Raw genomic sequence first — 23,085 nt, 5'->3', positions numbered from 1 at the left:
CCTGCGGGGTTGTTGCGGTATCCGTGGGGCCATAGCTCAGCTGGGAGAGCGCGTCGTTCGCATCGACGAGGTCAGGAGTTCGATCCTCCTTGGCTCCACCACCATTCCAGAAAAAAGCCCCGGGTCTCCCGGGGCTTTTTTCGTTCCGGCGATGCCCGCGACCGGCCGGTCGCGGTCGCGCCGGCTCACGCAGGGTTATCGTCCTTGCGCGGCGGCCGGCGGGTTTCCGCATCGTGGATCGCCTGGTCGGTCTGCGCGGGCCGCTGCCGGGCCGTTTCGTCCTGCTTGCGGTCCTGCTGGCTTTCCTTGACGCCTTCCTGCTGGACCGGCTGCTTGTCTTGGCTGCTCATGCGCTGTACTCGTCGGGGGAGGCAGCCACGCTAGCCCGCCGGTCGTGAGGCAGGGGTCAGGGTCGCGTCGGCGCCGCGTGCGCAGTCACTCCAGCTTGACCACCAGCTTGCCGAAGTTGCGCCCCTTGAGCAGGCCGAAGAAGGCCTCCGGCGCGTTGGCCAGGCCCTCGACGATGTCTTCCCGATACTGCACGCGGCCGTCCTTCAGCCACTGCTCCATCTCCTCCAGAAACGAGGGGAACAAGGCGTTGAAATCGGACTGGATGAAGCCGCGCACCGTGAGACGTTGGCGCAGCACCTGGCTCATGAAGCCGGGCAGCCGGTCCGGGCCGGGCAGGACCGCACCGCGCGCGTTGTACGTGGCGATGGTGCCGCAGACCGGGATGCGGGCGAAATCGTTGAGCAACGGCAGCACCGCCTCGAACACGTGGCCGCCGACGTTCTCGAAGTACACATCGATGCCGTCCGGCACCGCCGCGCGCAGGTGCGTGGCGAAATCCTCGGCGCGGTGGTCCAGGGCCACGTCGAACCCGAGGGTTTCAAGGTAACGGCGTTTCGCTTCACCACCGGCGATGCCGACCGTGCGCGCGCCCTGCAACCGGGCGATCTGCCCCACTGTCGCACCGACCGGCCCGCTTGCCGCCGCCACCACCAGCGTTTCCCCCGCTTGCAGCCGGCCGATTTCCTGCAGGCCCGCATAGGCGGTGAAACCTGGCATGCCATGCACCCCCAGCGCGGTACTGATCGGCAGCCCGGTGTCATGCAGCCGGCGGGTAATGGCCTCGCCATCCACCACCGCGTGGGTCTGCCAGTTGCCGGTCGCCAGCACCTGCTCGCCCACGGCGAGGCCGGGGTGCGCCGAGGCGATCACCTCCGACACCGTGCGCCCTTCCATCACCGCGCCCAGCGCTACCGGCGGCGCGTACGAGGGGCCTTCCTCCATCCGGCCACGCATGTACGGATCGAGGGACAGATAACGATTGCGCAGCACCACCTGGCCCGGGCCGGGTGTCGGCACGGGCACCTGCTCCACGCGGAAATTGGCGGCCACCGGTTCGCCTTGCGGGCGCGAGGCCAGCACGACGCGGGTATTGGTGAGGTCATTCATCGGTGCAACTCCGGGCGGGTATGACGGGAGGTTCGAAACTACGCGCCGTGGCCGCCGCGCGGCGGCGGGGTAAAACAGCGTTCCACCGGTGCACGCCAGTGCGCCCCGCGCAGGCCTTGCACGCCGGGGATCGCTGCCCCTGGTGGGGTTGCAGCGTTCCATCGGCACGGCGGCCCTGCCACGACATGGTCAGCGCGCGCAGCGTGGCGCATCATCACGCCATGAACGCATTGCCTGTCCATTGGCGCCAGCGCCTGCGGCGCGCCCTGCTGCCGGCGCTGGTCTCGGCCATCACCGTAGTGGGCCTGGCCTGCTGGGCGGTACTCGGCACTGAACCGGGCTGCCGGGCCGCGCAGGGCCGCTGGTCGGGCGAGGGCCAGTGCCACACGCGGCTGTGCCTGTTGCAGGGCGACTGCGGCCGCCTGGCCTCGCCTGTCGTTGGCTGCGCCGCCGTCCATCCGGGCGATTCCCGGGCCACGGTCTATTTCCATCTTGGCAACCCGCTGCCCGGCCCGGCCGCGCAGCCACGCTGGCCGCTGGCCAAGGAAAGCAACGGCATGATCCAGGCGCGTTTCGATGGCGAGCGGCTGCGGAGCCTGGACTGCCCGGTCGCGGTCGCGGCCCCGGCGGCTGCACCGTAAACCGCGCAGCGCGGGCGCTCAGCTGGCCAGCCGGACCGCCTCGCCGATCTCCAGCGCCGCCCCGCAGTGGGTGCAGCGCGACGTGCCGAACAACAGCGGCAGCTTCTCGGCGAGCGCGCCGCCATGCGTCTGCGCCATGCCCAGCAGCCAGGCCTCCGCCTCGGACGCCGGGGGACGGTCGCCGCCGTCGATCGGTGCCGTCGGCACGCTGCGCCCGCCGATCCATTCCTGGTCGGTGACGAATGCCTGCGCGTCATCGATCACGATGTACAGATCCGACCGGCAGGCCGGACACACCCCCGACAGCTCGCCCTGCAGCACCCCCGCCAGGTGCCGCGACCAGAGCCGTTCGCCGCGGAACGCAAGCACGGCCTGCAGCAGGTACACGACATCCGTCTCCGCACCGGGTGCATCGCGCCGCTGTCGCAGGGTCTGCACGGTGCAGTCGTCCAGCGACTGCAGCACCTGCGCATGACCGGGCAGCACCACCGGTACGTCGTCGCCATGCGCGACGATCGCACCGGCCAACACCAGCGGCTCCAGCCGCGTCTCCGGCGAGCCTCTCAGCGCCGCGCGCAGCAGATACGGCAGCGCGTGGACACTGGCCGTGTAGACCGTGGACTGGTGGCAGAGGCGCGACCAGAGTTCGTCCCAGTCCACCTCGGCAATCCCCGCACCGGCATCCAGTGCGTCCAGCATGGCGCCGGCGGATTCGGCACTGCCGTAGGCATCGTGCAGTGACATCCAATCGGGCATGGCGTTACTCCAGAGGCGGCGAACCCGCCATCGAACGAGGGAGGATTGTCACCGCGATCGCCGCCATTGCAATGGGCTGACCCCCATTTCGACCCGGAACATGTAATTGAACGCCGATGCCGAGGCGTAGCCCAGCGCATGCGCGATCACGGTCGGCGAGCGGCCCTGGGCCAGCCATTCGATCGCGCGCAGCACGCGCAACCTTGTGCGCCACGCGCGCACGCTCATGCCGGTCTCGCGCTCGAAGTGGCGTGCCAGGGTGCGGGTGGAGACGCACAGTTGCGCGGCCCATGCCTGCATGGGGCGCTCATCGTCGGGCTGGTCGTACAGCGCCTGGCACCAGCGCTGCAGGCGCGCGTCCTGCGGCCAGGGCAGGTGCCGTGCATGGCGGGGCTGGCGCAGCAGTTGTGCGGCGATCACCGCGCACAACGCGGCGTAATAGGGGCCGTCGTCGTCGGCGCGGGTGCCGTCCAGTTCGATGATCAACGCCCGCAGCAACGGCGACACGTCCAGCACCATGCACTGCGCCGGCATCCCGGCGGCGATGGCATCGGCCACATAGAGGTTGCGGAACGACGCGTCGCCCAGCGCGCGGGTGTGATGCAGCGTGCCGGTGGGGATCCACAGTGCCTGCTGCGGGGAGATCACATACCGCGCGTGCGCGGCGGTGACCTGCAGCACGCCGTCGGTGGCGAAGGCCAGTTGATTCCAGCCATGCACGTGCGGGGGAAAGTGCTCACCGGGGGCCATCTGCCGGCCGTGCGCGACCACCGGCCACGGCAGCGCGCGCAACGGTGGCACGGCCAGCTCGCGACCGGCAGCGCCGGAGGTGGCCGGGCGGGTTTGGCGCTTCATCGACATGATGGGTCATTCTATCGAAAGACAGCCGTACCCGGATCGCCGAGGATCGCTGCGTCCCCCACCCCGCCGACCGCCGATGCCTGCTTCCCGCCCGCCCTCTCCATCGCCCCGCCCCTGGCAGGTCATCGGCGCCGGCATCTGCGCGCTGGTCCTCACCGTGGGCCTGGCCCGCTTCGCCTACACCCCGTTGCTGCCGCTGATGCGGGTCGACGCCGGGCTCAGTGCCGCGCAAGGCGGCTGGCTGGCCACCTTCAACTACCTCGGCTACCTGCTGGGCACCCTGCTGGTGGCGCGGGTGGGCGATATGCGCGTGAAGTTCCACTTCTACCGCATCGGCCTGCTGCTGGCGGTGCTGGCCACCGCCCTGATGGGCATCACCACCGACGTGGCGCTGTGGAGCGCGCTGCGCTTCGTCGCCGGCCTGTCCAGCACGGCTGGGCTGCTGCTGGCCTCGGGGCTGGTGCTGAACTGGCTGCTGTCGCAGCAGCAAAGGCCTCGCCTGGGCCTGCACTTCGCCGGGCTGGGGTTGGGCATCGTGATCTCGGGGCTGGCGACGGCGGCCCTGGCCGGGCATGCCGGGTCCAGCGCCCAGTGGCTGTGGCTGGGTGGGCTGGGCCTGCTGTTCCTGGTCCCGGCCTGGCACTGGATGCCCGCGCCGGTGGCGATCTCCAGCCACACCGATGCCAACGCCCCGGCGCCGCCCGGGCGGCGCTGGCGACAGCTGCTGGTTGCCGCCTATTTCTGCGCTGGCGTCGGCTTCGTGGTCAGCGCCACCTTCATCGTCGCCATCCTCGAACAGACCCCGACGTTCCATGGCCACGGCAGCGCGGTGTGGGTGGTGGTCGGCCTGGCCGCCCTGCCCTCCACGTTCGGCTGGGACCGGCTGGCCGCGCGCATGGGCCTGATCCGCGCGCTGATGCTGGCCTTCGCGCTGCAGGCGGTGTCCTTCGTGCTGCCGCTGCTGGATGACGGGCTGGCGGCCGGGCTGGGCAGCGCGCTGCTGTTCGGGCTCACCTTCGCCGGCATCGTCAGCCTCACCCTGACCGTGGTGGGCCGCCATTACCCGCACAACCCGGCCAAGGCGATGGCCACCCTCACCCTCAGTTATGGCGTGGCCCAGATCGTGGCCCCGGCGCTGGCCGGCACGCTGGCGCGCGACAGCGGCTCCTACCAGGCGTCACTGCTGCTGGCGGCGGTGATGATGGTGATCGGCATCGTGCTGCTGTGGTGCATGCCGGACGACACGCACTGAGCGGCGCAGGGCGTGCGTGCTGAACCGATATTCATGCGCACGCACCGGGCACGCGGGCATGCTGGATCAAGCACTTGCCTGCGCCTGCGTACCGCGCGGCAACAAATGTGAAATTTTTTTCGCGAAACGCTTGCCGAACCCTGCATACCTCCGTATTATTCGCGTCCTCGCCAGCGGCAACGCAGCGATGAAGTGGCCGAGTAGCTCAGTTGGTAGAGCAGGGGATTGAAAATCCCCGTGTCGGCGGTTCGATTCCGTCCTCGGCCACCAGTATTCGAAAAGACCTGCAGAAATGCAGGTCTTTTTTTTGCGTGTTCTCTCCGTTGCGGGACGCTCTGCAGGCAGCGCCGGATCGACAGCGTCGAGGGCGAAGCGCGGACGATGCGAAACCGATCAACGCACCGGGTTGGCTGCGACGCGCGCACTCCGCACGCCGCGCACGCGGTACGGTAACGACGTGGATGCACGTCCTACCGGTGCCAGCGGCTGGCCAGCCTGTGGTCACCCGCTCCCTCCGCGCTGACAGAACCTTTACACGCCCGTGCATGCCTGCACCTAAGCTCGAACGTCCAGCCGAGAGGTCTCCCATGCATCTTCGCCCTACCCTGCTCGCCGCCGGCATGCTGCTCTGGGCTGGCCTTGCGACGAACGCCGTGGCCGCCGCGCCCGTCACCTCCGTGCCCGCCCTGGACATGGGCCGCTACGCCGGCCAGTGGCACGAGATCGCGCACCTGCCGGTGTCGTTCCAGAAAAAGTGCGTGGGCGACATCACCGCTACCTATGCGCTGCGCGCCGACGGGCGGATCAGCGTGCACAACGGCTGTCGCATCGCCGATGGCGAGCGCATCGCCGCCGAAGGCGTGGCGCGCCCGGTCGAGGGCCATCCCGGACGCCTGCAGGTACGCTTCGTACCGGACTGGCTGGCGTGGGTGCCGCTGGTCTGGGCCGACTACTGGGTGATCGCGCTCGATCCGGACTATCAGTGGGCCGTGGTCGGTGACCCGGCCCACAAATACCTGTGGATCCTGTCGCGCTCGCCGAGCATGGACAGCGCCCTGTTTGCCCGGCTCAAGGCGCGCGCCGAGGCGATGGGCTACGACCTGGCACCGCTGAAGGTGATGGCACCACTCGACTGAGCACCTACCGGCCGGCTTATTCCTTGGCGCGCTGGCGATAGTCCAGCGGCGGCGTGGCGCGGTCCAGCAGCGGCACATAGCGGAACTGCGCGCCACGTCGCTGCGCGAACTCCTGCTTCGCCGCCGCCACCGTCTGCGGCGACTGCAACAGGGTTACCGTGGCCAAGGCCAGCACGCGCGCGGCGTTGAGCGCGCCCTTCGCACCGATCGGCGCCCCCGAGGCGGCCACCGCCTGCCAGCTGTGTGCCGGTGTACCCGGGACCCAGGTGGCGGTAGTCAGACCGACGGTCGGCACATTCCAGCTGACATCGCCGACATCGGTGGAGGCGCCGCCGGCCTGCTCGGCGCTGTAGGGCTCCAGGGATGCCGCGCTTTCCAGCGCAGGGCGCTGCGGCAGGCTTTGCTGCAGTTGCTGCGCGAACGCGGTATCGGCGGCGTCGTAGATCACCCCACCCACCCGCTGCAGCGAACGCTGCATGATCTGGCCCAGCACATCGTTGGGCAGCAGCGAGTACACGCCACCGGTAGGCTCGAATGTCGCCTCGGTGCCGGTGCCCATCGCCGCACCGCGCGCGGCCAGTTGCAGGCGCGCGATCACATCGCGTACCACGGCCGGATCCACATGCCGCACGTAGTAATAGGCTTCGGCTGCGTCCGGCACCACGTTGGGGGCGGCACCGCCATTGCTGATCACGTAATGGATACGCGTGCCGTCGGGCACGTGCTCACGCATCATGTTGGCCATGTCGTTGAGCGCCTCCACCCCATCGAGCGCCGAACGCCCGCGATCCGGCGCGAGTGCGGCATGCGCGGCGATGCCCTTGAAGCGGAACTTGCCGCTGATGTTGGCCAGGCTGGTGCCCTGCGCGGCGGAGTTGGCCGAGGCCGGGTGCCAGTGCAGGGCCACGTCGACGTCGTCGAACAGACCCGCACGGGTCAGGTAGACCTTGCCACTGCCGCCTTCCTCGGCCGGGGTGCCATACACGCGTATCTCGCCGTCGCTGCCGCTGGCCTTCAGCCACTGCGCCACGGCCTGCGCCGCGCCGACCACCGCCGCGCCAAACAGATTGTGGCCGCAGGCCTGCCCCGCGTCCTGGCCCGGCAGCGGGCTGCGCGTCGGCACGGCCGCCTGCGCCATGCCCGGCAGCGCGTCCATCTCGGCCAGCAGCGCGATCACCGGGCCCTGGCCACGGGTGCCATAACGGGCCACGAACGCGGTCGGCATGCCGGCCACCCCGGCCTCGATGCGGAACCCGGCCTTGCGCAGTTCCTGCTGCAGCAGCGTCGAGGCCTGCACTTCCTGGTAACCCAGCTCGGGCCGCGCCCACAGCGCCTGCCCGACCTCGGCCTGGCGGCCGGCGTAGGCGTCCACTGCCGCCAGCACGCTGTCTGGCGCATCGGCGGCGGACGCCGGCAACGCCAGCGCCCCGACCAGCACGGCTACGGCGATGCGCAAATGCCACGCCATCTCAGTAGAACCGTACATTGTCGATCTCGAACCAGATCGTCTCCCCGGCCCTGCCGGTGCCGGAGAACAGCAACTGCTGCACGTCGTCGCCGCGCCATGCCGGCAGCGGACCCGTGCTGCGGTACGGCGGCTGGCCCCGCAACGCGGTGAAGGGAATCTCGAGCGTCTGCCAGCTGCCGCTGGTCGCCAGCGGCGCGCTCCAACGGCGCCCCTCCAGGCCGCGTGCCTCCAGCCGCAGCGTGGCATCGGCACGCACGTCCACGCGCACGCCGTGCCAGCGGCGCAGGTCGGCCGGTGCCACCGACCCGCGCGTCAACGGCAGGATCACCGCTGCATGCGCATCGTCCTTGCTGGACAGCCGGGCCTGCATCGAGAGCGCCTTGCCGCCCTGCTCGCGGTCGATCACGGCGGTGACCTGCACGGTGCGGTCGTTGCCGCCGTCGGCATCGTCATTGCGCAGCGTGTCCAGCGCGGTGCGTTGGTCGGCGCGTTCGAAATCATCGACGAGCGCGTCGATGGCCAGCGGCGGCAGCGCGGTGGCACGGTTGCCGGCCGGCTGCCGCACGCCCTTGCCCACCACCTGGCGCCCGGCCACGTAGACCTGCTCGGTGTTGCGCACGTCGCTGATGCGCTCCCACGGCCGCCCCCGGACCAGCAGCAGGTCGGCGCGCTTGCCGACCTCGATGCTGCCACGGTCGCCCAGCGCCAGGGCCTCGGCGCTGTCACGGGTGCCGGCCAGCAGCGCCTCGGTCGGGGTCAGACCGGCCTGCACGAACAGCTCCAGCTCACGCAGGGTGGACGCGCCGTGCGGGGTGCCGGTCATGCCGGCATCGGTGCCGAGCACGATCGGAATGCCGGCATCGTGCAGGGTCTTGACGTTGTGCAGCGCGTTGGCGAAGTTGGCCTCGCGCTGCCGGTACGCCTCGGTGCCGGCGCGCGCCTTGCCGCTGCCATCCACGCGTTCGGGCAGGTACACCGCCAGCGACGGTGCGTAGCGGGTGCCATGCTGCTTCATCAGCGCGATCAACGCCGCGTCGGCCGGGCCGTCCTGCACGCTGTGCGCCAGCGCATCCACGCCGGCCCGCGCGGCCGTCTTGCCACGCTTGACCATCACGGTGTGGGTGAACACGCGTAGCTGCTGGCGATGGGCTTCGGCGACCAGCGCGGCGAGCGTTTCCTCGTCCATGCTGCTGTTGTCGGCGGCGTTGGAGTAGCGCCAGCCATCGGTGAACGCCTTGATGAAATCCGGCGCGTACGCGGCCACCGCCTTGACCGCCGCCGTGGCGGCCTCCGGCGAGTTGACCCAGCGCGTGGTGTTTTCATCGCCCCAGTCGGCGCCGTGGCCCAACGGGGTGCTCATGCGCGCAGCGAACTTCACATCCGGCGCGTCGATGCTGTGCAGCCATGCCCGGCGCGGCGCATAGGCCTCCGGCGGCTGGTGGAAGTCGCTGACCGTGGTGACCCCGGCGGCCAGGTACCGGTTGGCGATCTGCGGCAGCGTGGCCGGCTGCGCGTTCGGCGTCCAGTGCGTGTGCAGGTCGAACAGGCCGGGCAGCAAGGCCTGGCCTTTCGCGTCCACCTGGCGGGTATGCGCCGGCGCCTTGAGCCCGCTTCCAATCGCGGCGATGCGTCCGTCCTGCACCAGCACGCTGGCCGCGAACGGTGCGCGGCCGGTGCCGTCGAACACCATCGCATTGCGGATCAGCACGTCCGCGTCGGCCGCGCTGGCCACCCCGACGGCGCCGGCCAGCAGCACCCCGGTCAACAGCGCCAGCCGGCGCGCGCGCAACACAGTCGAGTTCATTCGGGCGTCCTGGTTCATTGCAGTGAGCGCGGTGCGCTGTAGGAGGCGTTGTGCGGCGTGCGCAACCAGACATCGTTGCCCTTCTGCTCCACGTCCAGCCCCAGGCTGAGCGCGACGCTGCGGGCGAAGCCGATCGGGTCGTTGGCCGAGTACAGCCCGACGATGCGGCGGCTGCCGACCAGCGGGTCATCGATCATGATGCGCACATCGCTGTAGCGCAGGAACTGCGCGGCGGCCACCGAGAGCGTGTCGCCATTGAAGGAGAGCATGCCTTCGCGCCAGGCCAGTTGCTGGTCCAGGTCGTCGTGGCCCACGCTCTCGATGCGGATGCCGTGGGTGCGATTGGCCAGTGCGCGATGGTTGGCCAGCAGCCGGGTCGGTGCGATCGCGCCACTGGCATTGGCCACATCCACGATGCCCTCGCGCACCAGCACTTCCACACCGCGGGTGCGCTGCTCGTTGAGGCTGACCGAGAAGCTGGTGCCGACCGCGGTCACGGCGGTATCGCGCGCCACCACCACGAAGGGACGGGCGCGGTTCTTGGCCACGTCGAACAGGGCCTCGCCGCGCAGCAGGCTGAGCTCGCGGCGCTTGTCGGTGTAATGCACGCGCACCGCCGCACCGGAATCCAGCGTCACCGCCGAGCCGTCGGCCAGCGGTACGCGGCGGATCTCGCCCTTGGCGGCGACGTAGTAGTCACCGGCGTCGGTGTGCGGGTGCACGCCCAGCACCAACAGGCATAGCGAGGCAGCCAGCCCCATCGCCCACTGCAGGCGCGGCCGCGGCCCGGCGACGGGCCTGGCCGCCGGCACCCGATCGGCACTGCCCAGCGCGCGGGCACGCCCGGTGCGCGCGTACACCGCATGGGCGCGTGCGTAAGCCCCGAAGTGGCGGCGATCGGACGCCAGCCAGCGGTCGCGCTCGGCCAGTTCTTCCGGCGGCAATGGCCCGCGGTCCTCGCGCGCCACCCAGCGCGCGGCCTCGTCATCGATCCGGTTCTCAGCGCCGCCTTGCATGGACTGCCTCCGTGTTGTCCGGTTTTCCCGTGGATCCTGCCTCACCCGCACCTTGTTTCATCGACTCCATCAACAACCGGATACCCTTGCATACGTGCTTTTCCACCGTGTTCTCGCTGATCTGCATGCGTTCGGCGATCTCGCGCTGCGAGAACCCTTCCACCCGGCGCAGGATGAAGGCCTGGCGGCACTTGTCCGGCAACTGCGCGATCAACGCGGTGACTGTGTTGAGTTCCTGGCGCGAAGACGCCAGCCGTTCCGGTGAGGCGTCCTCACCGGTGATCGGCAGCCGATCGAACTCGGCCACCATCTCCATCGAGACCACCTGGGCGCGGCGCAGCTGCTGCAGCACCACCGATTGCGCCACCTGGTAGACATAGGCGCGCGGCTGCCGCACGTGCGAGACGTCGGCCATCGCGGCCAGGATGGCGTAGGTCTCCTGCACCACGTCATCCACGTCCTGCGCCTGCGCCATGCGCCGCCGCAGCCAGTCGCGCAGCCCCCGTTCGCACGGCAGGACATGCTCGGCCAACCACAACGCCCGCTCTGCTGCCAATGTTGCGCCCATTCAAACTCCTGCTGCGCTGCCCGGCATCGACCGGGCAGCGATGTAAGGAAGGAACCGCGGATCAGAACGCCTTGGTCACGCTCGCATACCAATAACGCGGATAGGCCTGGTACACCGCCGAGGAATACCCGTAGCTGTCATCGGACACCGGCGGTCGCTTGTCGGCGAGGTTGTTGGCCCCCAGCTTGATCGATACCCCGTTGAACATCCCTTCGCGGTTGAAGTCGTACTTGACGAAGGCGTTGGCCAGGGTCTGCGATTTCACCGTCCACGGCGTGCCATCGGCCAGGGTCAGGCTGGTTTCATGGTAGCTGCTGGCGTAGCGCGCGCTCGCGCCGACGGTGACGTTCTGGTAGCGCCAGGTGAGGTTGCCGCTCCATTTCCACTTGGGATTGCCACCGTCACCGATCAGGTCGCCGCCGCCGGTGATGGCGATCGAGGGATCGACCAGGCCGGTGGCCTTTGCATCTTCCAGCGCCTGCAACGCCGGCGAACGATCGCGATAGAACTCGATCAGGCGCGTACCGTTGATGCCGATGTCGACGCGGCCGATGCCGGTCTCCGGCGAACTCCAGGCCAGGCTGTAATCGACCCCGCGCACGGTCTGCGGCTGCATGTTGACGTACTGGTCGGTGACATAAAGCACCTTGCCGGCCGGGTCCAGCCCGGTGCCGGCGAAGCGGGCGATGTCATCGGCGGTCGGCGCGGCACGCACCACGTTGGCATTGCTGCTGCCCTGCTGGCGCAGCAGGTAGTCCAGGATCAGGCCATTGCCTTCGCCGAACAGGCCGATGATGCCTTCCTGCGCGTACTTGTAGTAATCCACCGCGAAGGTGAAGCGGCCGAAGTCGTCCGGAATGAACTGCGGCTGGAACACGATGCCGGCGCTGGTATTGGTGGAGGTTTCCGGCTTGAGGTCCGGGTTGCCGGAGCGCCGCGCCGTGGTGGACGAGCGGTAGGTGGTGCCGCAGGCATTGATCGAGGCCAGCGCACCGGAGCGCACGTCCGCTTCGCACTGGATGTAATCGGTGCGCGTGTTGGAGCGGCTCACCACCGTGGCGTTGACCTGTTCCAGGTTGGGCGCACGGAAGCCCTTGGCCCACGACGCGCGCAGGGTGAGCCCGTCGACGACGGTCCAGCCCAGGGCCAGCTTCGGCTTGGTGACGTTGCCGAAATCGCTGTAGTGCTCGGCGCGGCCGGCCACCTGCAGGTCCAGCGCGCGCACCAGCGGGATGCCCATCTCACGCGACACCAGCGGCACCGAGAACTCGGCGAACAGGCCGGCGACGGTGCGCGACCCTTCGGTGTCCGGGGTCGGGCTGACACCGTACATGTCGCTGGGATAGGCGATACCGGTGATGCTGTCGGTGTAGGTGAGGGTGCCGTCCACGCGGGCATCGCGGTCGTCGCGCTGGGTTTCCCGGCGCACTTCCAGCCCGGTGGCCATGCCGACATCGCCGGCCCAGGTCCGGAACAGGTCCGGGCGCGAGGCCTTGATGTCCCACAGATACAGCTCGGTCTCGCTCTTGCGGGTGGCCTTGTAGAAGAAGCGGTCGAGCTTGCCGTAGTCGTTGCAGCCACCGCAGAACGGGTTGTAGGCCGCCGAGGTGGAATCCGCCAGCGCCTGCTGGAACAGGGTCATGCTGACCGCATCCTGGGTGTCCACCACCTTGGCCCTGGAATACAGCGCCGCCGTTTCCCAGTCGAAGCCGAAGTGGAAACCGCGCAGGCCGCCCAGGGCACGCAACTGGGTGTTTTTCACCTCGATCTGGGTGGGACGTTCGAAGCGGTAGCTGCTGATGCTGACCGGAATGCCGCCCGCGGCGACGTTGAGGTTGGCCAGCCGGTTCGGATTGACGCTGCCATCGGGAAGGCGGGTGGCACCGAAGGGATTCCAGTAGTTGCTGGCGGCCACGGTCATCGGCAGCGCGGCGATGGTGTTGACGCCCGACTGCAGGCTGCGCGCCTCCGACTGATACCAACCGGCTTCGCCGAAGGCGGTGATGCCGTTGTCGAAATCATGCTTGCCGGTCAGGAACAGGTTCACCCGGCGCACGTCGGGCGTGATCGACAGCGGGAACTGCGCCTGCTGGTTGTCCAGCAGGTTGCGGTCGGCACCGGCGGTGGCCTTGCTGCCGGACTGAACGCACAGGCCCTGGCCGAGGCTGGCGTTGCAGCCTTCATTGGTGCCGGGCTGCACGTGGAACGCGCCGGCGGCGGTGGTCAGGAAGGTAGTGCCCTGGCGCACGCGCGGACCGATCGCGGTGAAGTTACCCCACGGGCTGTTGCTGTTGCGGTTGTCGGTGCCGCTCAATCCCTCGAACGCGGTGCCCACGAAATCCGGCGCGCGGTCGGCACTGCGGGTCCAGTCCTGGTCCAGCGAGTTCAGGCCGGTGGTGGAGTAGTAGTTGAAGGCCAGCGTGATGTTGCTGCGCAGGTCCTCGGAGTTCCTGCCAACCAGGCCATTGATGCCGAGGTCGCGCAGATTCGTGCCCTCGCCGATGCCGCGCTGCACGCTGATGGTGCCGCCGTCGACATCGTCGCGCAGGACGTTGTTGACCACGCCGGCCACCGCGTCGGTGCCGTAGATCGCCGCAGCGCCGTCGAGCAGCACTTCCACCCGGCGCAGGTTGGCAACGGGGATGGTGTTGGCGTTGTAGGTCAGCACGGGGACGAGGTTGCCATCGGCCTGGCTGGTGGGGTGGACCACGGTGCGGCGGCCGTTGATCAGCAGCAGGGTGTTGCCGACGCCGAGCCCGCGCAGGTTGACCGAGGCGATGTCGCCGCGCGCATAGTTGGAGCTGTTGCCGCCGTTGGTGCCACTGAAGGAGACATCGCCCATCTGCGGGATGGAGCGGTACAACTCGTCGCCGGAGACGGCGCCGGTGGCTTCGATCTGTTCGGCCTGCAGGGTGGCGACCGGCAGCAACGCCGCGCTCTTGGCACCCTTGATCTGGGTACCAACGACGGTGACCGAGTCGAGGGTGACCGGCGCGTCGCGGGCCGGCTGCGGGGCCTGGGTGTCGGCCACGGCGACCGGTGCGGCGGCTTGCGTGGCCAGCAGTCCGCTGCTGCCGAGGGCGGCCAGCAAGGGCCGATCGGCGCGCAGTGTAATGGTACGGCCATCATCGGAGGCGACACTGAGCCCGGTCCCGGCCAGCAGTTGTCCCAGTGCCTGGCGGGCGTCCATCTGGCCCTTGAGGGCGGCGACGGCCACGGCGTTCTCGCGATCGCCGACGGCGGGGCTGATGATCTGGATTCCGGCCTGGCGGGCGAATTCCGGCAATGCTTCCTCGATACGCCCCCCGGCGATATCGAAACTGGCCTGCTGGGCCAGCGCGGGCATGACCATGCCCAGCACCGACACCATCAGGCCTCCGCGGATGGCGCGGGCCAACGGCTGCAACTTGTACGAACGCATGGATACTTCCCCGTGAAAGTGAACATGAGCGGCGATGTTTCGTACCCCCCTGAACAATCCAGATGCACCGGCGCGCGTGTTCCGCCATCGGCCGTGGATGTTCGTTGTTCCCTTGGGTCGACTTTACGGGCTTCTTTCTTTTTGCGGTGAAGCCGAACAGCTGAAGCGCTGGAAGCGCTTGGCTGGGCGGTTCTGGCGTGGGGCGGCGCGCAGGGGAATCCGGGGCACGCCGCACGTACGTCCCTGCAGGCTCGTTCTGCTCCATCCATGGCGCAAAACCGGTCCCGCACTCCCCTACGCCCCGCCCCTCGACAGTGGGTCGGTCCGCAACGGTGAGCGCCGGCGGTTCATTTCAGCGCGCGGACGCGCAACACGTTTGGCGGTTGGAGCTGCCGAGCATGGCTCGGCACTACCCAGCCTCCCAGCCCCTCCTGTCCCCCTGCCCCTCCCTCCCCCTCCCTGCCTCTCCCCCTCCCTGCCTTCCCCCCTCCCTGCCTTTCCCCCTTCCCTGCCTTTCCCTCTGTCCTGCCTTCCCCTCTGTCCTGCCTTCCCCTCTGTCCTGCCTTCCCCTCTGTCCTGCCTTCCCCTCTGTCCTGCCTTCCCCTCTGTCCTGCCTTCCCCTCTGTCCTGCTTTCCCTGCACTCCCCCGTCCCCTGCTCTCCACCATCCCCTCCCTCCCCCACCCCAATGCCGTCGCCTTCCCATGCGCACCCGCCATGTGTGTGGGGAGGGGGTGGGTGAGTTGGCGGGACCGGTTTTGCGCCATGGATGGCGCAAAACGAGCCTACACGGACGTACTTGCGGCGTGTCCCGCCAACTCACCCACCCCCTCCCCCTCCCACCGATCCGGAACCCGCCTTGGCTCTGTGCCGTTGCGGTTGCCGTTGCGGTTGCCGTTGCGGTTGCGGTTGCGGTTGCCGTTGCCCTGCCGTCGCCGTCGCCGTCGCCGTTGCCGTCGCACCCGCCCCACCGTCGAAAAAAACAAAACCCACCCCACACCCACTACCCTCAACCCCCCCACCCACCCAAAGCCATCAAAACCACCATACGCCGTAGTATGCTTTGGCCCACGCAGCACCCGCACGAGGATTGCGCCCATGCACCACCGCTTCCGTACCGCCCTGATGATCGCCTTGGCCGCCACCACCGCCATCGCCCTTGCCGCCTGCAACAGCGGCGTCGTCAAGCGCGTCTCGCCCCCGGCCGCCAGCGTCCAGCAGCTCACCGTCCGCGCCGACGGCGGATGGGACGTCGCCCTGCGCCTGCAGAATTTCAGCTCCATGCCCATGCACTTCGATGACGTCAACCTCACCCTCACCGTCGGCGACGAAACCGCCGGCACCCTGGCCACCCGACCCGCCCTCTCTATCGGCGGCGTCTCCGCCGACGTCATCACCCTCCAGCTCCAGCCCGCCTCCGGCGCCCGCCTGGTCGTCGCCGATGCCCTCGCCGGCAATCGCACCCTCGCGTACGCGCTCAAGGGCACGGTCAGCGCCACCCCGCAGGAAAAGAAACAACGCAGCTTCGACGTCGACAGCCGCAGCACCCTCAACCAGGCCCCCGGCCTGCCCGGCGTGCTGCGCTGACCCCCGCTTCCCCGGCCCCCTTTGCACCTGATCGAGACCTGACGATGAGCAGCTACACCGCACCGCTTTCCGATATCCGTTTCGCCCTGCATGACGTGCTCAAGGTCGAACCCCTGTTCGCCCGCCTCGGCTTTGCCGATGCCACCACCGACGTCGTCGATGCCGTCCTCGACGAAGCCGGCCGCTTCAGCGCCACCGTGCTCGCCCCGCTCAACAGCGTCGGCGACGAAATCGGCTGCGCGCTTGACCAGGCGACGGGCGAAGTGACCACCCCGCCCGGCTTCAAGCAGGCTTACGCCCAGTTCGTCGAGGGCGGCTGGACCGGCCTTACCGCCGCGCCCGAACTCGGCGGCCAGGGCCTGCCGCACACCCTCGGCGTGCCGCTCAACGAAATGATCAACGCCGCCAACCTGGCCTGGGGCAACTTCCCCCTGCTCTCCCATGGCGCCATCGAAGCGCTCAAGCAGCACGGCGAAGCCTGGCAGCAGGACGCCTTCCTCAAGCCGCTGATCGAGGGCCGCTGGACCGGCACCATGTGCCTGACCGAACCGCACTGCGGCACCGACCTCGGCCTGCTCAAGACCAAGGCCGAACCGAACGCCGACGGCAGCTATGCCATCACCGGCACCAAGATCTTCATCACCGCCGGCGAGCACGACCTCACCGACAACATCGTGCACCTGGTCCTGGCCAAGCTGCCCGACGCCCCCGCCGGCGCCAAGGGCATCTCGCTGTTCGTCACCCCCAAGTTCAAGGTCGACCGTGACGGCAAGGTCGGCGAACGCAATGCGCTGCGCTGCGGTTCGATCGAACACAAGATGGGCATCAAGGGCTCGGTCACCTGCGTGATGAACTTCGATGGCGCCGAAGGCTACCTCGTCGGCCAGCCGCACAAGGGCCTGCAGGCCATGTTCACCATGATGAACACCGCGCGCCTGGGTGTCGGACTGCAAGGCATCGGCCTGTCCGAGCGTGCCTACCAGAACGCCCTCAAGTACGCCCGTGAACGCCTGCAGTCGCGTTCGCTCAGCGGCCCGAAGAACCCGGACAAGCCGGCCGACCCGATCCTGGTCCACCCGGACGTGCGCCGCATGCTGCTCACCATCAAGTCGCTGGTCGAAGGCAGCCGCCTGCTCGCCCTGCACGCGGCCACCCTGGTCGATGTCGCCCACCACGCCGAGGACGTCGGCGAGCGCGAGCGCGCCGATACCCTGGTCAGCTTCCTCACCCCGATCTCCAAGGCCTGCCAGACCGAATGGGGCATCGAAAACACGTACAACGCCCTGCAGTGCTTCGGCGGCCACGGCTACATCCGCGAGCACGGCATGGAACAGCTGGCCCGCGATGCCCGCATCACCACGCTGTACGAAGGCACCACCGGCATCCAGGCGCTGGACCTGATCGGGCGCAAGACCGCCTCCAGCCAGGGCGCCGGGCTGAAGCTGATGCTGGCCGAGATCGAGGCCTTCGCCCAGGCCAACGAAGGCAATGAAGCGCTCGCCGAGTTCATCGCCCCGCTGCGTGCCAAGGCCGACGAATGGGGCACGCTGACCCTGGCCACCCTGCAGCGCGCGGCCGGCAACCCGGACGAACTCGGCGCGGCCAGCTTCGATTACCTGTTCTATTCGGGTTATGTGGTGCTGGCGTACTGGTGGGCCCGCAGCGTCGCCGCCGCCGAGGCCTCCGCGCAGAGCGAGGCGTTCAAGCAGGCCAAGCGCGAAACCGCCCGCTTCTACTTCGCCCGCGTCCTCCCGCGCACCCTCAGCCACGCCGCCGCGATCCAGTCTGGCGCCGCCCCGCTGATGGCCATGGAAGACGCGCATTTCGGCGAAGCCTGAGCACCGCACCGGCCCACCGACCCACGGTCGGTGGCCATTGGGCAATCCGATCCACCGACCAACGGTCACTGAATACCGCGACCACCTTCACTCCGGCAGGTGCCGACCGCTGGTCGGCACCACCGACACCCCATCTGGAGAAAAGCCCCCTTTTTGTTAAAGGGGGCGCGCCAAGGGCGCGGGGTTTAGGTGGAATGCCTCCCGAATCGTTACCAATTGGGTACAGGCACGCAAGCGCCTATACCCAATTCGTAACGATTCGGGTATAAGCTGTTTTCCCGATGGAGACAGACACTACACGCCTAGGTCTGATCGATACCGGAGCCTCGTCCGCCCCGGTCGACGAAGTATCGCCCCTCGCCCCCCTGCATCGTCCCGGCAGCGTGCGCCTGCTGTCCCTGGACGCGCATGGCCGCGTGCTGGACTGGATCAACTGGCAGGACGCTGCCTGCCTCTACGCCCGTGATGCCGTCGCCTGGACCCTGGGCGACCCGTGCCTGCACATCCACGGCGGCACCAGCCGACTGACCGGGCTGCGCAGCGGCATGGACCTGCACCCGATCATCGCCGCGCGCGGCCACGCCCGCTCGCGCGCGCTCGATCCGACCCCGAGCCTGTCAAACCAGGCGCTGTTCGCCCGCGACGCGCACCTGTGCCTGTACTGCGGCCAGCAGTTCCACCGCCCGCAGCTGACCCGCGACCACGTCATGCCGATCTCCAAGGGCGGCCGGGATGTCTGGGAGAACGTGGTCAGCGCCTGCTTCCACTGCAATTCGCGCAAGAGCGACCGTACCCCGCAGCAGGCGGGCATGCCCCTGCTGGCGGTGCCGTACCGCCCCAGCTGGATCGAACACATGATCCTCTCCAACCGCAACATCCTGGCCGACCAGATGGCGTTCCTGAAGGCGCAACTGCCCAAACGTTCCAAGCTGGCCGGCTGAGCCCTGCGACCGACTGTCGCAGGCGCGCTCACCGTTTGCTCACTGCAAAGGCGGTTTGCTTGCCCCACCCGAGTTTGGGGGGGAAAATAGGCGCTCAGAAGAAGCGCGATAAACATGATCGATTCCGCCCGCTATCCCCGCCTGTCGCGCATCCAGTCACCGGATGACCTGCGCAGGTTCGACGAGTCCGACCTTCCCGCCATCGCGGATGAACTGCGTGCCTACCTGATCGAGTCGGTCGGCAAGAGTGGCGGCCACTTCGGCGCCGGGCTGGGCGTGATCGAACTGACCGTGGCACTGCACTATCTCTACCAGACCCCGATCGACCAGCTGGTCTGGGACGTGGGCCACCAGACCTACCCGCACAAGATACTCACCGGCCGTCGCGATGCGATCCACACGGTCAAGCAGAAGGACGGCGTGGCGCCGTTCCCCAAGCGCGAGGAAAGCGAGTTCGACACCTTTGGCGTCGGCCACTCCTCGACCTCGATCTCGGCGGCACTCGGCATGGCCATCGCGCGCCAGGCCGCCGGTGACGACCGCAAGGTCGTGGCGGTGATCGGCGACGGCGCGATGACCGCCGGCATGGCCTACGAGGCGCTCAACCATGCCGGTGGCATGGACAACGAGCCGAACCTGCTGGTGATCCTCAACGACAACAACATGTCCATCTCCGAGGCCGTCGGCGGGCTGACCAAGATGCTCGGCCGCGCCACCGGCAGCCGCACGCTCAACGCGCTGCGCGAAGGCGGCAAGAAGATCCTCGGCGACAAGAAGAACAACCCCACCGCGCGCTTCGTCAAGCGCTGGGAAGAGCACTGGAAGGGCATGTTCGTGCCCTCCACGTTCTTCGAGGAAATGGGCTTCCACTACACCGGCCCGATCGATGGCCACGACATCCCGGCGCTGGTGGCCACGCTGAAGACGCTCAAGGGCCTGAAGGGCCTGAAGCTGCTGCACGTGATGACCACCAAGGGCAAGGGCTACGAGCGTGCCGAGGGTGACCAGATCGGTTACCACGCGGTGGGCCCGTTCGACCCGGACAAGGGCCTGGTCTCCAAGGGCGGCGCCAAGAAGCCGACCTACACCGATGTGTTCAGCGACTGGCTGTGCGATGCCGCCGCGGCCGAGCCGAAGCTGCTGGGCATTACCCCGGCGATGCGCGAAGGCTCGGGCCTGGTGCGTTTCAGCAAGGAGTACCCGGACCGGTACTTCGACGTGGCCATTGCCGAGCAGCATGCGGTGACGCTCGCCGCGGGCATGGCCACCCAGGGCGCCAAGCCGGTGGTGGCGATCTACTCCACCTTCCTGCAGCGCGCCTATGACCAGCTGGTGCATGACGTGGCCGTGCAGGAACTGGACGTGCTGTTCGCGATCGATCGTGCCGGCGTGGTCGGCCCCGATGGCGCCACCCATGCGGGCAACCTCGACCTGAGCTTCCTGCGCTGCGTGCCGCATATGGTGGTGATGGCGCCGGCCGATGAAGCCGAATGCAGGCAGATGCTCAGCACCGGCCTGGCCTACACCGGCCCGGCGGCGGTGCGCTACCCGCGTGGCAGCGGCACCGGCGTGGCGGCCGGCACCGATCTGTCCACGCTGGAAATCGGCAAGGCCGACCTGCGCGTGCAGGGCAGCCGCGTGGCCCTGCTGGCCTTCGGCAGCACCGTGCCGGCCGCCGAAGCGGTGGGCCGCGAACTGGGCCTGAGCGTGGTCAACATGCGTTTCATCAAGCCGCTGGATCGTGCCCTGCTGCTGGAACTGGCCCGCACCCACGACGGCTTCGTCACCATCGAAGACAACGTGGTGGCCGGCGGCGCCGGCTCCGGCGTAGCCGAGCTGTTCAATGCCGAGGACGTGCTCAAGTCGATCCTGCACCTGGGCCTGCCCGACAGCTTCCAGCACCACGCCAGCCGCGAAGACCTGCTGGCCGAAGCCGGCATCGATGCCGCCGGCATCCGTGCGGCGGTGCTCAAGCGCTGGCCGCAGCTGGCCGGCAACGGCCACCCGCTCAGCGCCGCAGGCTGATCCAGGGCCGTCGGCCCACGGTCCGTAGGGGCCACACGGCAAGCGGCCGCGTCGTCTCGACGCGGCCGCTCTGGTGTCCGCGCGTGTGCCGCCGCGCGGGCCTCAACCGTAGCGCACCGCCTCCACGTACGCGCCGCTGGCTTCCACCCGCACCGAGCTGCGGTGGCCGGTTTCGGTGTGGTGCAGGCGTGCCAGCGCATCGGCGAAATCGAACGCCTTGGCGCTGTCGTGGAAGCGGAAGGATTCCAGTCTATCCGGGTGCAGCACACGCCACAGGCGGTGCTCCAGTTGCAGGCGGATCAGCATGCGATGCTCTCTCTCCATGAGGCGGCATACCGGAGGCGGCCAGGCCGCGCCATTGCAGCGCGGCGGCCCCTGTCGGCAGGGAAGCCGGGGCTTCCCGCCCCGGACAGTACTCCATCAAAACTGTGCGCTGTATCAGATTTTTCTGAATCTACGCACGGCAGCGGCCCGGTCGATCAGTTGACCATGAACTCGCCGCGGCAGCCGCCGTCGACCCATATCCCGGTGCGGTCCCAGCCCCAGGTGCTGCCTTCCACGCAGGCGGTGCCCGAGGTCTGGCGAATCAGCCGCGCCTCGTTGCGCACGTTGGCCGTGCAACGCTGACGGCGGCGGTTGTTCGAGTCGCAGGTCAGCAGCTCGCCACGCCCGCCCCAATTGCCCCCGTTGTTGCCGCCATGGTTGTTACCGCCGTGGTTGTTGCCCCAGCCGCCGCCCCGGCCGCGGCCTTCGGCGATGAACTCGGCACGGCAGCCCTGGGTGACCCAGACGCCGTTGCGGGCCTGGCCCCAGGTCTGCCCTTCCACGCAGGGCGTACCGGAGATCTGCCGGACCAGCCGGGCACGGCCATCCAGTGCGCACTGCTGGGTGCGGCCCTTGATCGATTCGCAACGTACCGGGCCATCGCTGTAGCCGCCGTACGACTGCGCCTGCACCGCGCCGCCCAACAGCAGCATCGAGGGCAGCAATGCCCACATCCACGTGCGCTTTCCGTGCTTCATCCCGTTGCTCCTCATGCCTGCCTCTGAACCGTGTGTGGTGGTGGGACACAGGATGTGGCAAAGCGAGGGGACGCGACATAGGCCGAAAGTCGCTGATTTCATCCCCTATTTAGGTAACCGACGCCTGGCTGACTGGGCCATGCCGGGGCGCGTCACACGCCCGAGCCCCACCGCGGGATGCGCGTCAGGCCGTGGCCGGGTCACCGCCCAGCACCTCCAGCAGATGCGTCGGCGAGCTGGCCACCAGCAGGCGCTGCGCGCTCGCCGCAGCCACCGCCGCCCGCGCCATCATCACCTTCTCATGGGCCGGCACGGCCACCTCCCACGCCTCGCTGCACACGGCGTCGGCCAGGTCGGCCGCGTCGCGCAGGGCCAGGTTGGCGCCTTCGCCTGCCGGCGGCATCAGGTGCGCGGCATCGCCCACCAGCGTGAGCGACCGGCGATGCGTCCACTGATGGCCCACCGGCAGCATGTGGATCGGCCACGGCCGCACGGCGTCGCCGGCTTCGGCAATCAGGCGGCGCAGGTCGGGATGCCAATCGGCGAACTGCTCCAGCAGGTCCTCGCGCGACAACAGGGGCGCCAGGTCGCCCTCGCCCAGCACCTGCGGCAGCGAGGCGTAAACGCGCACGTGGGCCCCGGCATTGCGTTGGGCGAACAACGTGGTCTGTCCGCGTTTGGCGATCAACGTGCCGTGCCCGACCAGCGCCGCCAACTGCGGATGGGCCCGGTCGACATCCGGCAGCGAGAGCTCGTACAGCGTGATACCCGCATGCAGCGGACGCACCCCGGTGAGCAGCGGGCGCAGCCTCGACCAGGCACCGTCGGCGCCGACCACCAGGTCATGCCGCTGGACGTGGCCGTTGCCGAACCGCAGCTCGACCTGCTCGCCCTCGAACGCAGCCTGCTGCAGCGCGTGGCCCCACCGCACGGTGTTGGCCGGCAGCGCCGCCAGCAGCAGGTCGCGCAGGTGGCCGCGGTCGATCTCCGGGCGGTCGCCGGCCTGGCCGTCGTCTTCCAGCAGCAGCCGGCCGTCGGCATCGAACAGGCGCATGCCTTGGTCTTCGTAGCGCGCCCACTGCTGGAAACGCTCGAACAGGCCGGCACTGCGCAGCGCGGCCTGGCCGGTGTCCACATGCAGGTCGAGCATGCCGCCCTGGCTGCGCGCATCGGCGGCGCCGTCGGCTTCGTAGAGGGTGAACGGCCTGCCGGCCTGGTGCAGGCGGCAGGCCAACAGCAGGCCGGCCGGGCCGGCACCGACGATGGCAATACGGGGGAACGGGGACATCGAC

At 68.9% G+C, this 23,085-nt stretch carries 19 protein-coding genes and 2 tRNA genes; 9 read left to right on the top strand and 12 right to left on the bottom strand.

Translation table 11 applies throughout. From position 1 onward, the window contains the following. Nucleotides 1-25 precede the first annotated feature (25 nt). Nucleotides 26-101 (top strand) — tRNA-Ala (locus AC06FD_RS02995). Nucleotides 102-185: 84 nt separating this feature from the next. On the opposite strand, the gene AC06FD_RS02990 is transcribed toward AC06FD_RS02995, so the two are convergent. Then, on the bottom strand, nucleotides 186-350 hold the full coding sequence (locus AC06FD_RS02990; protein WP_259203491.1) for a hypothetical protein: 165 nt from the start codon (nucleotides 348-350) through the stop codon (nucleotides 186-188). An 85-nt stretch (nucleotides 351-435) separates the two neighbouring features. Beyond that, on the bottom strand, nucleotides 436-1,458 hold the full coding sequence (locus AC06FD_RS02985) for an NADP-dependent oxidoreductase (RefSeq protein ID WP_478076942.1): 1,023 nt from the start codon (nucleotides 1,456-1,458) through the stop codon (nucleotides 436-438). Between the two features lie 221 nt (nucleotides 1,459-1,679). Between AC06FD_RS02985 and AC06FD_RS02980 the strand changes: the two genes are divergently transcribed. Then, on the top strand, nucleotides 1,680-2,099 hold the full coding sequence (locus AC06FD_RS02980; protein ID WP_478076941.1) for a hypothetical protein: 420 nt from the start codon (nucleotides 1,680-1,682) through the stop codon (nucleotides 2,097-2,099). 18 nt (nucleotides 2,100-2,117) lie between these two features. Here AC06FD_RS02980 and AC06FD_RS02975 read toward each other — a convergent pair whose 3' ends face one another. Together AC06FD_RS02975 and AC06FD_RS02970 are read right to left on the bottom strand one after the other, a co-directional pair. Then, on the bottom strand, nucleotides 2,118-2,855 hold the full coding sequence (locus AC06FD_RS02975; RefSeq protein ID WP_394162440.1) for a hypothetical protein: 738 nt from the start codon (nucleotides 2,853-2,855) through the stop codon (nucleotides 2,118-2,120). 48 nt (nucleotides 2,856-2,903) lie between these two features. After that, nucleotides 2,904-3,710 (bottom strand): AraC family transcriptional regulator, encoded by an 807-nt coding sequence (locus AC06FD_RS02970; protein ID WP_478076940.1) that lies wholly within the window; start codon nucleotides 3,708-3,710, stop codon nucleotides 2,904-2,906. 82 nt (nucleotides 3,711-3,792) lie between these two features. Here AC06FD_RS02970 and AC06FD_RS02965 point away from each other — a divergent pair, with 82 nt between their 5' ends. The 3 genes from AC06FD_RS02965 (at nucleotide 3,793) to AC06FD_RS02955 (ending at nucleotide 6,104) form a co-directional block, all read left to right on the top strand. After that, nucleotides 3,793-4,968 (top strand): YbfB/YjiJ family MFS transporter, encoded by a 1,176-nt coding sequence (locus AC06FD_RS02965; RefSeq protein ID WP_394162438.1) that lies wholly within the window; start codon nucleotides 3,793-3,795, stop codon nucleotides 4,966-4,968. Between the two features lie 194 nt (nucleotides 4,969-5,162). After that, nucleotides 5,163-5,238 (top strand) — tRNA-Phe (locus tag AC06FD_RS02960). Nucleotides 5,239-5,555: 317 nt separating this feature from the next. Continuing rightward, nucleotides 5,556-6,104, top strand: coding sequence for a lipocalin family protein (locus tag AC06FD_RS02955; protein ID WP_478076939.1), 549 nt, complete (start codon nucleotides 5,556-5,558; stop codon nucleotides 6,102-6,104). A gap of 16 nt (nucleotides 6,105-6,120) precedes the next feature. On the opposite strand, the gene AC06FD_RS02950 is transcribed toward AC06FD_RS02955, so the two are convergent. From AC06FD_RS02950 to AC06FD_RS02930, 5 genes are all read right to left on the bottom strand, one after another. Further along, nucleotides 6,121-7,572, bottom strand: coding sequence for an amidohydrolase (locus AC06FD_RS02950; protein ID WP_478076938.1), 1,452 nt, complete (start codon nucleotides 7,570-7,572; stop codon nucleotides 6,121-6,123). Between the two features lies 1 nt (nucleotide 7,573). Continuing rightward, nucleotides 7,574-9,376, bottom strand: coding sequence for an amidohydrolase family protein (locus AC06FD_RS02945; protein WP_478047116.1), 1,803 nt, complete (start codon nucleotides 9,374-9,376; stop codon nucleotides 7,574-7,576). A 14-nt stretch (nucleotides 9,377-9,390) separates the two neighbouring features. Next, complete coding sequence (locus AC06FD_RS02940) at nucleotides 9,391-10,392, bottom strand: FecR family protein (protein ID WP_449335396.1); 1,002 nt, start codon at nucleotides 10,390-10,392, stop codon at nucleotides 9,391-9,393. After that, nucleotides 10,376-10,960 carry an RNA polymerase sigma factor gene (locus tag AC06FD_RS02935; protein WP_394162428.1) on the bottom strand — a complete coding sequence of 195 codons (585 nt, stop codon included), beginning with the start codon at nucleotides 10,958-10,960 and terminating at the stop codon, nucleotides 10,376-10,378. The genes AC06FD_RS02940 and AC06FD_RS02935 overlap by 17 nt, the downstream gene beginning before the upstream one ends. 61 nt (nucleotides 10,961-11,021) lie before the next feature. Beyond that, nucleotides 11,022-14,381, bottom strand: a complete 3,360-nt coding sequence (locus tag AC06FD_RS02930; RefSeq protein ID WP_478076937.1) for a TonB-dependent receptor — start codon at nucleotides 14,379-14,381, stop codon at nucleotides 11,022-11,024. A 1,097-nt stretch (nucleotides 14,382-15,478) separates the two neighbouring features. Here AC06FD_RS02930 and AC06FD_RS02925 point away from each other — a divergent pair. The 4 genes from AC06FD_RS02925 to dxs all read left to right on the top strand — a co-directional run bounded on the left by AC06FD_RS02925 (nucleotide 15,479) and on the right by dxs (nucleotide 20,771). Next, nucleotides 15,479-15,967, top strand: coding sequence for an LEA/WHy family protein (locus AC06FD_RS02925; protein ID WP_259205050.1), 489 nt, complete (start codon nucleotides 15,479-15,481; stop codon nucleotides 15,965-15,967). A 44-nt stretch (nucleotides 15,968-16,011) separates the two neighbouring features. Further along, a complete protein-coding gene (locus tag AC06FD_RS02920) occupies nucleotides 16,012-17,805 on the top strand; it encodes an acyl-CoA dehydrogenase C-terminal domain-containing protein (RefSeq protein ID WP_478076936.1) in 1,794 nt (597 codons plus the stop codon). A gap of 281 nt (nucleotides 17,806-18,086) precedes the next feature. Further along, the gene (locus AC06FD_RS02915) at nucleotides 18,087-18,746 is read left to right on the top strand and encodes an HNH endonuclease (protein WP_478076935.1); all 660 of its coding nucleotides are present in this window, start codon (nucleotides 18,087-18,089) and stop codon (nucleotides 18,744-18,746) included. A gap of 114 nt (nucleotides 18,747-18,860) precedes the next feature. Continuing rightward, nucleotides 18,861-20,771, top strand: a complete 1,911-nt coding sequence (gene dxs, locus AC06FD_RS02910; RefSeq protein ID WP_394162420.1) for a 1-deoxy-D-xylulose-5-phosphate synthase — start codon at nucleotides 18,861-18,863, stop codon at nucleotides 20,769-20,771. Nucleotides 20,772-20,873: 102 nt separating this feature from the next. Here the strand turns inward: dxs and AC06FD_RS02905 are convergent, their stop codons facing one another. The 3 genes from AC06FD_RS02905 to AC06FD_RS02895 form a co-directional block, all read right to left on the bottom strand. Continuing rightward, nucleotides 20,874-21,077 carry a hypothetical protein gene (locus tag AC06FD_RS02905; RefSeq protein ID WP_259205065.1) on the bottom strand — a complete coding sequence of 68 codons (204 nt, stop codon included), beginning with the start codon at nucleotides 21,075-21,077 and terminating at the stop codon, nucleotides 20,874-20,876. A gap of 173 nt (nucleotides 21,078-21,250) precedes the next feature. Continuing rightward, nucleotides 21,251-21,793: a DUF3011 domain-containing protein gene (locus tag AC06FD_RS02900; RefSeq protein ID WP_259205071.1), complete on the bottom strand. Its 543-nt coding sequence runs from the start codon at nucleotides 21,791-21,793 to the stop codon at nucleotides 21,251-21,253. Nucleotides 21,794-21,977: 184 nt separating this feature from the next. After that, the gene (locus tag AC06FD_RS02895; protein ID WP_478076934.1) at nucleotides 21,978-23,081 is read right to left on the bottom strand and encodes an FAD-dependent oxidoreductase; all 1,104 of its coding nucleotides are present in this window, start codon (nucleotides 23,079-23,081) and stop codon (nucleotides 21,978-21,980) included. Nucleotides 23,082-23,085 lie beyond the last annotated feature (4 nt).

The organism is Stenotrophomonas sp. Steno-Z1 (assembly GCF_056393175.1).
This window is presented reverse-complemented; position numbering and strand designations above follow the sequence as displayed.